The organism is Rhodococcus sp. 27YEA15 (assembly GCF_049739425.1).
Lineage (GTDB): Bacteria > Actinomycetota > Actinomycetes > Mycobacteriales > Mycobacteriaceae > Rhodococcus_F.
Genome location: NZ_JBMHHW010000001.1, coordinates 4,347,778 through 4,359,834, shown reverse-complemented (window position 1 = coordinate 4,359,834; position 12,057 = coordinate 4,347,778). Strand labels below are relative to the sequence as shown.

The 12,057-nt window shown below is 62.8% G+C and carries 13 protein-coding genes and 1 tRNA gene; 9 read left to right on the top strand and 5 right to left on the bottom strand.

Annotated elements, in window-relative coordinates:
* Positions 1–432 precede the first annotated feature (432 nt).
* Positions 433–1,215 carry an alpha/beta fold hydrolase gene (locus ABH922_RS20370; protein ID WP_424808637.1) on the top strand — a complete coding sequence of 261 codons (783 nt, stop codon included), beginning with the start codon at positions 433–435 and terminating at the stop codon, positions 1,213–1,215.
* Positions 1,216–1,889: 674 nt separating this feature from the next.
* Positions 1,890–2,621: a Clp protease N-terminal domain-containing protein gene (locus ABH922_RS20365; protein WP_424808636.1), complete on the top strand. Its 732-nt coding sequence runs from the start codon at positions 1,890–1,892 to the stop codon at positions 2,619–2,621.
* 106 nt (positions 2,622–2,727) lie between these two features.
* On the opposite strand, the gene ABH922_RS20360 is transcribed toward ABH922_RS20365, so the two are convergent.
* Positions 2,728–2,931 (bottom strand): cold-shock protein, encoded by a 204-nt coding sequence (locus ABH922_RS20360; protein ID WP_003939930.1) that lies wholly within the window; start codon positions 2,929–2,931, stop codon positions 2,728–2,730.
* Positions 2,932–3,202: 271 nt separating this feature from the next.
* On the opposite strand from ABH922_RS20360, the gene ABH922_RS20355 reads away from it, so the two are divergent.
* Positions 3,203–3,934: a dienelactone hydrolase family protein gene (locus ABH922_RS20355; RefSeq protein WP_424808635.1), complete on the top strand. Its 732-nt coding sequence runs from the start codon at positions 3,203–3,205 to the stop codon at positions 3,932–3,934.
* Here the strand turns inward: ABH922_RS20355 and ABH922_RS20350 are convergent.
* Positions 3,924–4,649 carry an SDR family NAD(P)-dependent oxidoreductase gene (locus ABH922_RS20350; protein WP_424808634.1) on the bottom strand — a complete coding sequence of 242 codons (726 nt, stop codon included), beginning with the start codon at positions 4,647–4,649 and terminating at the stop codon, positions 3,924–3,926. The two genes, ABH922_RS20355 and ABH922_RS20350, sit on opposite strands and share 11 nt — an antisense overlap.
* A 73-nt stretch (positions 4,650–4,722) precedes the next feature.
* Here ABH922_RS20350 and ABH922_RS20345 point away from each other — a divergent pair, with 73 nt between their 5' ends.
* Positions 4,723–5,259, top strand: coding sequence for a MarR family winged helix-turn-helix transcriptional regulator (locus ABH922_RS20345; RefSeq protein ID WP_424808633.1), 537 nt, complete (start codon positions 4,723–4,725; stop codon positions 5,257–5,259).
* 80 nt (positions 5,260–5,339) lie between these two features.
* Positions 5,340–5,912 (top strand): peroxidase-related enzyme, encoded by a 573-nt coding sequence (locus tag ABH922_RS20340; RefSeq protein WP_424808632.1) that lies wholly within the window; start codon positions 5,340–5,342, stop codon positions 5,910–5,912.
* 66 nt (positions 5,913–5,978) lie between these two features.
* Here ABH922_RS20340 and ABH922_RS20335 read toward each other — a convergent pair.
* The 3 genes from ABH922_RS20335 to ABH922_RS20325 form a co-directional block, all read right to left on the bottom strand.
* A tRNA-Met gene (locus ABH922_RS20335) sits at positions 5,979–6,052 on the bottom strand.
* 53 nt (positions 6,053–6,105) lie between these two features.
* Positions 6,106–6,816 carry a FadR/GntR family transcriptional regulator gene (locus ABH922_RS20330; RefSeq protein WP_424808631.1) on the bottom strand — a complete coding sequence of 237 codons (711 nt, stop codon included), beginning with the start codon at positions 6,814–6,816 and terminating at the stop codon, positions 6,106–6,108.
* A gap of 36 nt (positions 6,817–6,852) precedes the next feature.
* Positions 6,853–8,355 carry a flavin-containing monooxygenase gene (locus ABH922_RS20325; RefSeq protein ID WP_424808630.1) on the bottom strand — a complete coding sequence of 501 codons (1,503 nt, stop codon included), beginning with the start codon at positions 8,353–8,355 and terminating at the stop codon, positions 6,853–6,855.
* A gap of 87 nt (positions 8,356–8,442) precedes the next feature.
* Here ABH922_RS20325 and ABH922_RS20320 point away from each other — a divergent pair, with 87 nt between their 5' ends.
* The 4 genes from ABH922_RS20320 to ABH922_RS20305 all read left to right on the top strand — a co-directional run bounded on the left by ABH922_RS20320 (position 8,443) and on the right by ABH922_RS20305 (position 12,042).
* Positions 8,443–9,051: a TetR/AcrR family transcriptional regulator gene (locus tag ABH922_RS20320; RefSeq protein ID WP_424808629.1), complete on the top strand. Its 609-nt coding sequence runs from the start codon at positions 8,443–8,445 to the stop codon at positions 9,049–9,051.
* Positions 9,052–9,146: 95 nt separating this feature from the next.
* Positions 9,147–9,896: a (Fe-S)-binding protein gene (locus ABH922_RS20315; RefSeq protein ID WP_424808628.1), complete on the top strand. Its 750-nt coding sequence runs from the start codon at positions 9,147–9,149 to the stop codon at positions 9,894–9,896.
* Entirely contained in the window at positions 9,893–11,419 is a 1,527-nt protein-coding gene (locus ABH922_RS20310) for a LutB/LldF family L-lactate oxidation iron-sulfur protein (protein ID WP_424808627.1), read from the top strand. The genes ABH922_RS20315 and ABH922_RS20310 overlap by 4 nt, the downstream gene beginning before the upstream one ends.
* Entirely contained in the window at positions 11,416–12,042 is a 627-nt protein-coding gene (locus tag ABH922_RS20305; protein WP_424808626.1) for a LutC/YkgG family protein, read from the top strand. The genes ABH922_RS20310 and ABH922_RS20305 overlap by 4 nt, the downstream gene beginning before the upstream one ends.
* Positions 12,043–12,057 lie beyond the last annotated feature (15 nt).

Genomic DNA, 12,057 nt, shown 5'->3' with positions numbered 1-12,057 from the left:
CGGCATGCGTAACCTGTCAGGGCACCCTGATCTGTCCGGAAGGTCGGGTAACGCCGAAACGTGGTCCGTGACACACCTCTCGGTACCTACGGCATTCCCCTCACCCTCCCCAGCGGGTGGTTGCCATCGATTCGAGTGTGGATCTCGAACCGGTTGTGGCGCGTGAACTTCCGATCGTCGGGTATGCGCACGCCGTGGGTTCCGTTCCGGCCCGAGATTCCCAACCGGGGATCTACCCGAACTCGCACGTCGTACCGGGATGGGATGCCCGTACAGCGCGATCATGTGGACGCGATCAACGGACCGGACGTCGGGGGCGATGATCGGTATGGGCCGCCGCCGATCAGCGCGCCACAGCGGCACGCACGATGAATTTCGTGGGTGTCAGAGGTCTCCTCTCGTAGGCGCCTACTTCGACTCGAGGAGAACTTCGTGAAGACAGTGACATCGAAGGACGGAACTAACATCGCGTACGAGAGCTGCGGTACCGGTCCGGCAGTACTTCTCGTCGCGGGCGCTTTCTGTGATCGCGGATGGTTCACTTCGATCGCGGCTGAGCTGGCAACCGACTTCACCGTGTACACCTACGACAGGCGTGGACGCGGGGACAGTGGTGACGGTGAGTTCTCGATCGAGGCCGAGAGCGACGATATGCGCGCTGTCGTCGCAGCGATCGGAGAGGCGCCGCTGGTCTACGGACTCTCCTCGGGTGGTGCACTCGCCTTGGAGGCTGCGTCCAGGGGTGTTCCGATGAAGCGGCTTGCCGTGTACGAAGCGCCGTACATGGATGAAGGTCACGTGGATCGCACTGTGTTGCGAGATCTCCGACAGCTGGTCGATGCCGGCGACATGGCGGGCGCTGCGACCAGGTTCCTCACGTTGACAGGTGCTTCACCGGAGGAGATCGAGCTGACCAAGCAGCGCCCGGAGTGGAAAGGTATGTGCGCCATCGCGCATACGCTGCCGTACGACGTGGCCATCTGTGACCACGGCACCTCGTCACTCGATTGGCTGTCTTCGATCACTGTGACCGCGTTGGCAATGTACGGCGGCGCCAGTGGGCCGTGGGGACAGTCTGCGGCTGAGAGAATTTCGGGAAGGATCTCCGGCGCGAAGTGCCTTGGGATACCAGGGCAGGGGCACGGTGTCGACGACAACGCCATCGTTCCGCTCTTGCGCGACTTCTTTTCTGGCGCATCGTCGACGGGGCGTTGAGATGTCGAAGCTGCGAGTGCGCGACATCGCAATGTCGTTGAACGGCTACCTGGCCGGATCCGATCAGAGCCTGGACCGAGCATTGGAGGTCGACGGCCTGAAATTGTTCGACTGAGTCTTCGCGTCCGCAGCATTGGCGTTCGATGCACGGTGAGTCCGGCGGCCTCGCAGGCGTCGGCGACCACCTGGTGATCGGGGACGACGATGTCGAGTAAAGATCATGGGCCACACGATTGTCAGGCCCGTTCACGGTGAGTGGGACGGCGGCGAGTCGAAAGGGTCGTGGGGGAAGAGTCGCTCATCATCACCCGACTTTCGTCCTCCCGCACTATCGGAGCCCACTGCTGGTGATGCAAGGCGGCACCACGTTCCACTTCGTCACCGAAGGAAGCGAATCGGCGCCCGAGTAAGCCGTCGAAGCTGCTGCAGATCGGCGGCGCCGCCGCAACCGTCCAGGCTTGTCTGCGAGCCGAGTTGGTCGATCATCGGAGTGTGGGGGTGTTGCGGTGTTTTTCGGACGCGGCGAGAAACTTTTCGACGCTCGAGATGGTGGTCCGATCGGTCTCCGATGTGCGCAGTTCGCCGGAGCACCGTCGGTAATACACGCGGTATTCGTGAAGGAGCAAAGTCAATCTTGGGTTGACGACATACATTCGTCAACTTAGAGTTGACGAATGACGGAATCAGTGAAGATGACGAACAAGGTGCGGCTCGACGACCTGATCGAAGCGATAAAGAATGTGCACACCGATGCGCTCGACCAATTGTCCGACGCAGTGATCGCCGCCGATCACCTCGGGGAGGTGGCGGATCATCTGATCGGTCACTTCGTCGATCAGGCGCGCAGGTCCGGGGCGTCGTGGACCGAGATCGGAGCCAGTATGGGTGTCTCCAAACAGGCGGTACAGAAGCGATTCGTGCCCAAGCCTTCCAGCGCGGACAAGCCCATGAACGCGAACGACGGATTCAGTCGATTCACGCCGGGTGCGAAAAATGTCGTGATGGCGGCGCAGAACGAGGCTCGCGCTGCCGGTAATGCCGAAATTCGGCCCGAACATCTCGTTCTCGGACTGCTTGCCGAGTCGGATGGACTGGCGGCCGGGGCGCTTGTTGCCGGGGGAGTTGAACCGGAATCAGTTCGGCGCGCGGTGGAAGGTGTACTTCCGCCCCCGGTATCGGAGCTGCCCGAGTTGATTCCGTATGACGTCCGGTCCCGTAAGGCGCTCGAGCTGACCTTCCGCGAAGCTCTTCGATTGGGCCACAACTACATCGGAACCGAACACGTACTGCTTGCGTTGCTCGAACTCGAAGATGGCTCCGGGGTGTTGGCCGCGCTGGGTATTCAGAAGTCTGCTGTGGAGGCAAACGTTGTCGAGTCGGCGGCGGCGCAGATCGACGGCGAGTAGTCGACAGCGCAGATCGACGGCGGTGAGCGCCGGATATCGGAACCGGGTGACCTGAACGAAAGTGGGCCGCACCCTCGCGGGTGCGGCCCACTTTCAGTGTCACTGACTAAACAGCGCGCACATTGGTGGCCTGAGGACCCTTCTGGCCCTGGCCTACCTCGAACTCCACACGCTGGTTCTCGTCGAGCGACTTGTAGCCGTTGCCCGAGATTTCAGAGTAATGAACGAACACGTCCGGCGTTCCGTCGTCGGGAGCGATGAAACCAAAGCCCTTTTCGCCGTTGAACCACTTCACGATGCCCTGTGCCATACCGATACTCCCTACAAACTCGATCCGGGCCCTCACATCGAAGTCCCGATCTCGATGTTGTCTATCCTCCCACGCCGCGCAAGCGAGGTGTACCGCGCAGTACCCATAACCATTCCAGGTGGTCCGATAGCCCGTGATCCAGGCCGTCGACTAGGCCTTATGCACTCGCAGTTACGGGAGGTGACCTGCGTGGCGGTCGGCGCGAGACAGGGGGCGTCGATCCGATTTGCTCGGCGCGCACACCAGACGCGACCGGTCTAGCATCGGGTACGTGGCGGACATCGATCTCACGAACCAAGCTGCAGGGGTCGGCGGATCCCAGCCCTTACGTGGCGTAGTCGAGTTCCCGGATACCGCCGGTCCGTGGCCAGGTGTGGTGATGATTCACGAGGCCTTCGGCCTCGACGCCGTGATGCGACGGCAGGCACTGCGTCTGGCACAAGCGGGATTTCTGACGTTGGCGGTCGACCTCTACAGTGCCGGCGGAGCGAAACGCTGCCTGGTGCCGACCATGGCGTCGATGTTGCGCGGGAGTGGTAAGGCCTGTATCGACATAGAAGTGGCGCGCACTTGGCTTCTCGCTTCTCCCGAATGTACGGGCAAGGTCGGCGTCGTCGGATTCTGCATGGGTGGCGGCTTCGCGATGGTCAGCGCGCCGAATTTTGATGTCGCGTCCGTCAACTACGGGCAGCTGCCGCGAAACATCGACGTTGCAGTGGCGGATTCGTGCCCGGTGGTTGGCAGTTTCGGCGGCCGGGACCTCTCGCTGCGGGGAGCTTCGGTGAAACTGAAGAGGGCGTTGGACAATGCCGGAGTGGTCAATGATGTCAAGGAGTATCCGACCGCCGGCCATGCGTTTCTCAACGACGCCCCGGCGGGGGCCGAAGATTTTGCACCCGATCGAGCGAATTCTCGGTGTCGGTCCGGACCCGGAAGCAGCGGCGGATGCGTGGATCCGGATCGATGCATTTTTGACCGAGCACCTTCGATGATCAGCGGGTAGTTCGCTCGCCGCCGTTGACGGCGAGCACCTGCCCGGTAATCTGACGAGCCCCGGGTGAGGCCAGGAAATGTACGGCGGCGGCGATGTCCGCCGGCGTTCCGGCCCGTTTGGTGCAGGTCGATGCGATCAACGAGAGCCGACGCTCGTCGGTGAGCGCGTCGCGGAAGAACTCGGTGTCGGCGACGTAGCCGGGCGAGACGATGTTCGCCGTGACTCCGTGCGGACCGAGCTCGGCAGCGAGGTCGATGTTCCACGTTGCCACGGCGGCTTTGGCTGCACCGTAGGCACCAGCTCCCTTGTCAGCGGCAATTGACCCGATGGTGACGACGCTGCCACCGTCGGTCAGGCGATCACGAACTGCTGCAGTCGTCAGAACCGCAGAGAGAAGGTTGGAGTCGAGATTGGAGCGCCAGTTCGCTGCGAGGGATTCGAGATCGTGAGGAGCTTCGCGGTCGAAGTCGGTGTTGCCGCCGGCGCAATTCACGACGACGTCGACAGATGCCGGTAGTGCCCGCATCAATTGCTCCAGATCATGTGTATTGGTGTTGTCGCAGGTCATCGCGTGAACTGCCGGTCCCAGTGCGGCCGCGGCCTGCTCGAGTGGGGGAGTGCGCCGGCCGGTGACGAAGACGGTGTCGCCGTCGTTCGCGAAGATCGCGGCAACGGCGCGGCCGATACCTGTTCCGCCTCCGGTGATCAAAACTGTGCGCTGCATGGCAAACCTCCGATAAGTTACGTTTAGATCTATACGAGAGTTTATCATTTAGAGCTAAACGAAACGAGCGGACATGAGTGAGTACGACCCGGCCGACGCAGTCGACGCGATTTCCCTGGCCTGGTTACGTGAGCGTCCGAACACGCCGGTGGCTGGGATCGGGATCGTGACCAGGCTGTGGATGTGCGCCAAACTTCTCGGCGAAGATCGTCGCCGGGTGCTCGCCGGAGCGGGTGCGGATACCGCGACCCTCGACTTGCTGAGCGTGTTGCGTCGGTCCGGGACGCCGTATCGACTGACGACCCGCGAGATCTCCGAGCGGACCGGTGTCACCGCTGGTGCCATCTCGCAGCGATTGGCCAAAGCCGAGGGGGCCGGCCTTGTCGAGCGGTCGTCGGTGAGCGGGTCGCGCATGGTGAACGTTGCTCTTACCGCAACTGGGCACGCTCTCGTCGAGGAGTTGGTCGACCGCGTGCTCGGGCGTGAAGCGGAGCTCACGGCAGTGCTGACCGAGCAGCAACGCGAGGGCCTCACCGACCTACTGCGGATTCTCCTCGACGGATTGCAGGGCGAACTCGGCGATCCGGGGGTCTCGCAGGTCGGAGCGTGAGGATCCGCCGAAGCCCTGGACAGCTCAGTTAATCGTCATTATCTTGAAATCTCATGTTCGTCGACAGTTCAGGAGCTTTCATGACCGCCAGATTCCCGCATGCCGAACTCGCCGACCTGCCTCAAGACATCCTCGCGACCATCCTCGAAATTCAGGAGAAATCGGGATTCGTACCCAACGTGTTTCTTACCTTCGCGCGTCGGCCGGCGGAGTTCCGGGCATTCTTCGCCTACCACGACGCGATCATGACGAAGGAAGACTCGGCGTTGACGAAGGGCGATCGCGAAATGATCGTCACCACGATCTCCGCGGCGAACAACTGTACGTACTGCGTTGTGGCACACGGCGCGATTCTCCGCATCTACGAGAAGAATCCGCTTGTCGCCGACCAGGTCGCGGTCAACCACCGCACGGCCGACATCTCCGCACGTCAGCGAGCGATGCTGGACTTCGCGGTGAAAGTGAATTCGGCCTCCCATGAAATCGGCGACGCAGATTTCGACGCGCTGCGGGAACACGGCTTCGGTGACGAAGACGCCTGGGATATTGCAGCGATCACCGCATTCTTCGGGCTCAGCAACAGGATGGCCAGTTTCTCCGGCATGATGCCCAATCCGGAGTTCTATCTGATGGGCCGGGTGCCTCGGTCCTGATCTTGCTGCGCACAGCAAAAAGTCCGTAGGGCGCGAGTAGTTCGCAACCTACGGACTTTCACTTTGTAGCGGGGACAGGATTTGAACCTGCGACCTCTGGGTTATGAGCCCAGCGAGCTACCGAGCTGCTCCACCCCGCGTCGGTGTGAAACCAACAGTACACGACTTTCGGAGGTGCAATTACCACCCCCTGTCAGTGGCCTGAACGTGTGCTTTCGGAGTAGTAGCCGTGGATGTGGTCAACTATGCGTTGACGTGCGAGTTCGATGTTTCCGGCAGTGACGGCGTCGACCAGTTCGCGGTGCTCGTGACGCAGCCGAGTGCAGGTGGTGGGCCAGCTGTCGACGGGTGCGCCGGCAAGGACGTAGGACTCGATGGATTCGCGAAGCCCGGTCATCATCGCCGCGATCACCTGGTTGCCCGCTGCGTGGGCCAGAGCCAGGTGGAAGTGCGCGTCGAGGATCAGGAACTCCTCGGGCGACAATCCCGGATCGTCCATCGACTCGAGTAATTCGATCGCGGCACTCAAATCGGGCGCCGGGCGCTGCGATGCGAGAAGGTGCATCACTTCGGATTCGAGAACCAGGCGGGTCTTCACCACGTCGGAGACTGGAAAGCCTTGTGCTGCAACCTGCATACGTATCAGCATGGCCATGCCACCGGTGGGGCGCGCTACGATCATCGCGCCGGCGGTGGGCCCCGATCCGGTTTGTGCTTTCAACAGGCCGAGAGCCTCCATGACGCGCAATGCTTCCCGCACCGAAGATCGGCTCACCCCGAGTTCTGCTGCGAGGATGCGCTCGCCAGGCAACCGCCGGCCGGGTACCAGTTCACCCGAGACGAGTCGACGCTCGAGATGGCTCAGTACTTGTTCCCACGCGCGTGGGCTCGACTCGGTCGGCATGAGGCAAGAGCTTAACCCGACAGCGGAGCGAACTGGTCAGCTCGCGCTCTCGGCCTTCTCGTACCGTCGGGCGGTGTAGTTCTCGGCGTCGAAATGGGAGAGCTTGCGCCGCAGCGAACCTGTGGACCACGGCCACGCCGCGAAGTTCTTCCCGTTGGCGTCGAGGTAGTAGCTGCTGCAGCCGCCGTTGTTGAACACCGTCGGCTCGAGGTCGCGTTGCACGTCGTCGTTGAACGTGCGGAACGGTTCTTCCTCGAGGTCGAACACCTCGATGCCGTCGGCCCGAGCCTGGGTGATCGCGTCGATGACGTAGTCGAGCTGGGATTCGGCGAGACCGAGAAAGGAGTTGTACACCAAGATATTCGGACCGAGCATGATGAAGGCGTTGGGTACGTCGGGAGTGGTGGTGGCCAGGTACGCCTCGGGGCTGGCCTTCCAGCGATCGGCCAGAAGATTTCCATTGCGGTCGCGGATACGGCCGGCGATGGGCGGGTGACTGACGTCGAAACCGGTTCCGAAGATGATGGCGTCGACTTCGTGTTCGACGCCGTCGGCGCCGCGAACGGAGTTGGTGCCGACGGCGGTCAAGGCATGAGGAACCAGTTCGACGTGTGGTTTCGCGAGCGTCGGCAGGTAGGTATTGGAGAGCAGCAGGCGTTTACACCCGAGGGAGAAGTCCGGTGTGAGTGCTTGCCGCAGTTCAAGATCCGGAACCTGCGCCTTGAGATGCCAGAGGCCGATCGGATTGAGAAGTCTGGCGGTGGTGTCGCGGCGCATGGTCATGGTGAGTGACCGCAGCACTATGTCGAGAGCCTCGCGGAAACCGCGCTGAGCCAGGGGGATTCGAGCGAACAGGGATCGGACGGGCGCGGGGAAGTCGATGTCCAGGCGCGGCACCACCCATGACGGTGTCCGCTGGAACACGAATAGCTGCTCCACCTTCGGCGCGATTTCGGGAATGAACTGCACCGCCGACGCGCCGGTCCCGATGACGGCGACTCGCTTGCCGGCGAGATCGTAATCGTGATTCCAGCGTGCCGAATGAAAGATCTCGCCTTCGAAGGTGTCGATACCGTCGACATCGGGGATGGACGGGGCGGAGATGGGTCCGCCCGCGAAGATCGTGAACTGCGAGGTGATCTGACCCTGACTGGTGTCGAGATGCCAGCGCCGATCGGCGTCGGACCACTGCGCCTCGATCAGTTCGGTGTTCAGGCGAAGGCGCCGTGTCACGTCGAACTTCTTCACGGTGTCCTCGATGTACTCGAGGAGTTCGGGTTGCAGGGCGAAGTTGTGCTTCCACTGCGGGTTGGGGTTGAAACTGAAGGAGTAGACGGGCGAGGGAATGTCCACCCCGCACCCCGGGTAGGTGTTGTCCCGCCAGGTTCCGCCGACGCGATCGGCCTTCTCGAGAACCACGAAGTCGGTGATCCCGGCGCGCTCGAGTTTGACCGCGGCGGCAATTCCCGCCAATCCGGCGCCCACGACCACCACTTCGTGGTGCTGCTCCGAAGTTCGAGATTCGTCCCGTACCGGCATGATGCGTCCTTCAGTTCGGATGATCGCAGTATTCAGATAATTCAATTATGCAGAGAATCGCGTTATTGGCAAGGTTAGGATGGGGTCGTGAGACGACGTGGCCGGGCCGAGAGCAAAGAAGAAACACGGCGATTGATTCTGGAGGCTGCGGCCGCGAGATTCCTCGAGCACGGCTTTCATGCGTCGTCACTCGAGCAGATCGCGGATGAGGCCGGATTCTCGACGGGTGCGGTGTACTCGAACTTCGGCGGCAAGGCCGAACTTGCACTCGAAGTGGTGGAAGATCTGTACACGCGCGAGACGCAGAATGTTCTCGAGGCTCTCGCCAGGGCTGCGGACAGCTCGATCGACTCCTGGTTCGTCACGATCGGGGAGTGGGCCCAACAGACGATCGGCGATCCGGCGTGGGCGCGCCTCGAACTGGAACTCGCTGGTGCCATGTCCGCGCGGGAAGAGCTGAGAACCGCTATGGCGCAACGCTATGCGCGGCTGCGCGAACAGCTGATCGGTGTCATCTCGGTGGCGTCTTCGCGACTGGGTGCTGCCGCTCGGATGGATCCCGATGCGGCGGGCACGTTGATGCTCGGCCTCATTCTCGGTGTTGCACTGCAGCGTGCCGTGGCCCCGGACGTATCCGGTGCGGTCATCGCCCGAGGTCTGCGTTCCATCGCCATGGACGAGCGCACCGAACTCTGATCTGTCGTTTTCCGCTACCCGGGCCGTTCGGCTGCGGGCGTTCCCGCGTGTGTTCTACTGTGGTCAGACCACACCGAAAGATTGCGGAGAACGATATGAGAGTCGCGCTGTTCGCCACCTGCATCGGGGACACGATGTTTCCCGACGCGGCCAAGGCCACCGCCCTCCTGCTCACCAGGCTCGGACACGAGGTGGTGTTTCCCGCCGCGCAGACGTGCTGCGGACAGATGCACGTCAACACCGGATACCAGCCGGATGCGCTGCCGTTGGTGAAGAATTTCGCCGACACGTTCGGTGATACCTCGATCGACGCCGTCGTGGCCCCGTCCGGATCGTGTGTGGGATCGGTTCGTCACCAGCACGCGGCGGTTGCCGAGCGGTTCGGGACCGCGTCGCTGTGCGGACAGGTGACCACGACGGCGGCCAAGACGTACGAGCTCTCCGAATTTCTCGTCGACGTCCTCGACGTCACGGACGTGGGCGCGTACTTTCCGCACCGGGTCACCTATCACCCGACGTGTCACTCGCTGCGCATGCTGCGAGTCGGGGACAAACCCCTGGCGCTGCTCAGAGCTGTGCGCGGTATCGACCTGATCGAACTCCCCGACGCCGATTCGTGCTGCGGATTCGGCGGTACCTTCGCGATCAAGAACGCGGAGACGTCAACGGCCATGCTGGCCGACAAGATCAAGAACGTCGCCGACACCGGCACGGAGTTCTGCAGTGCGGGCGACTCGTCCTGCCTCATGCACATCGGCGGCGGAATGTCGCGACTGCGGATGGGCGCCAAGACCGTTCATCTCGCGCAAATCCTTGCGTCGGTGGACAGTCGGGTGACGGCATGAGCGGCGTGACTTTGGGGCTGCCCAGCTTCCCGCCGCGCGCACCCGAGGGCGCCGGATTCCTGCGCGGCACCGAGACGTTCCCCAAGGCCGCGCATCACGAGTTGGCCAACGATCAGCTGCGCCGCAACATCGGCAAAGCCACGCACACGATTCGAGCCAAGCGCATCAGCGTCACCGGTGAGGTGCCCGACTGGGAAGATCTGCGCGATACCGGCTCGGCCGTCAAGACCGACGTCATGGCCAGGCTTCCGGAGTTGCTCGAGCAGTTCGAGGCGGCAATCATCGCCCGAGGCGGGCACGTCCATTGGGCCGCTGACGCCAACGAGGCCAACTCGATTGTCACGGAACTGGTTCGGGCCACCGGATCGGACGAGGTCATCAAGGTCAAGTCGATGGCCACCCAGGAGATCGGGCTCAACGAGCACCTCGAGACCCAGGGCATCACCGCCTACGAGACGGATCTGGCCGAACTGATCGTGCAACTAGGCCATGACAAGCCCTCGCACATTCTGGTTCCCGCGATTCACCGCAATCGCTCCGAGATCCGGGACACCTTCCTACGCGAGATGCCCGATGTCGATCCCGGGCTGGGGGAGGATCCACCCGAACTCGCCGCTGCTGCCCGAAAGTTTCTGCGCCACAAGTTCATGACGACGCCGGTTGCGATCTCCGGTGCTAATTTCGGTATCGCCGACACGGGCACCCTGACCGTCGTGGAATCCGAGGGCAACGGCCGTATGTGCCTGACCCTGCCGCAGACGCTGATCACGGTGATGGGAATCGAGAAGATCCTGCCGACGTACCGGGATCTCGAGGTGTTCCTCCAACTGCTGCCGCGCTCGTCGACCGGTGAGCGGATGAATCCGTACACCTCCATGTGGACCGGAGTCACCCCCGGCGACGGTCCGCAGGAGTTCCACCTGGTCCTTCTCGACAACGGACGCACCGCGGCACTGGCCGACACGATCGGCCGCGAAGCACTCAACTGCATTCGCTGCTCCGCCTGCCTGAACGTGTGCCCCGTGTACGAGCGCACCGGCGGTCACGCCTACGGGTCGACGTATCCCGGGCCCATCGGCGCGGTCCTGACACCGCAACTCGCGGGCATGCACGGCAAGGACGACCCCAATTCGACGCTGCCGTTCGCATCGAGCCTGTGCGGCGCCTGCTTCGATGCGTGCCCGGTGAAGATCGACATCCCGTCGCTGCTGGTGGAGTTGCGCCATCAGAAAGTGGAGCAGTCCGGGCTCACTGCCGAGTCGGTGGCGATGAAGGCCGCGTCGTTCGCGATGTCGTCGCCCGGCCGCTGGATCCTGGCCCAGAAGGCTGCGGGCCTCGGCCGCGTCGTCGCCGGGAAGAAGGGAAAGATCTCGAAACTGCCGCCGCCGCTGTCCGGGTGGACGGACGCGCGCGACATTCCGGCGCCGCCGAAGCAGACGTTTCGCTCGTGGTGGGATTCCGACGAAGGGCGCGCCGCTCTCGATCAAGCCCGTTCAGCAGGCAACGGTGAGGACGACAAGTGAGTTCACGAGATCTGGTCCTCGGCCGCATCCGTGATGCGATCACCTTGGCCCCCGCCCGGCAATCCGAGATTCCGCGACACTACCGAACGGGGCGAACTCTGCCCGATGCAGAACGCATCGCGCTGTTCGTCAACCGGCTGGTCGACTACAAGGCACACGTTCACCAGTGTGCTGCAACGGATATCGCTGCCACCATCGTTCGAGTTCTGACCGAGAACAACCTGAATGCCGTGGGAATCCCGGCCGGACTGGACAGATCCTGGACGGAAGGATTCGGTGGTGCGGTGGTGGTGGACAGCTCGAACGTGCCGGCGCCGGAGTTGGAGGTACTCGACGCGGTTGTCACCGGATCGGCGGTCTCGAGCGCCGAAACCGGAACGATCTTCCTCGACGCGGGCCCGGACCAGGGCAGGCGTGCACTGACACTGGTACCGGACACCCATGTCTGCGTCGTGTTCGCCACTAGTGTCGAGGTAGGAGTTCCGGAAGCGATGGCGAAGCTGACACCGGAGCGCCCCACCACCATGATCAGCGGCCCGTCGGCCACCTCCGACATCGAACTCGAACGTGTCGAAGGTGTCCACGGTCCGCGAAACTTGCATGTCGTGATCGTGAGCGGCTAGCCGCTGTTGTCAATG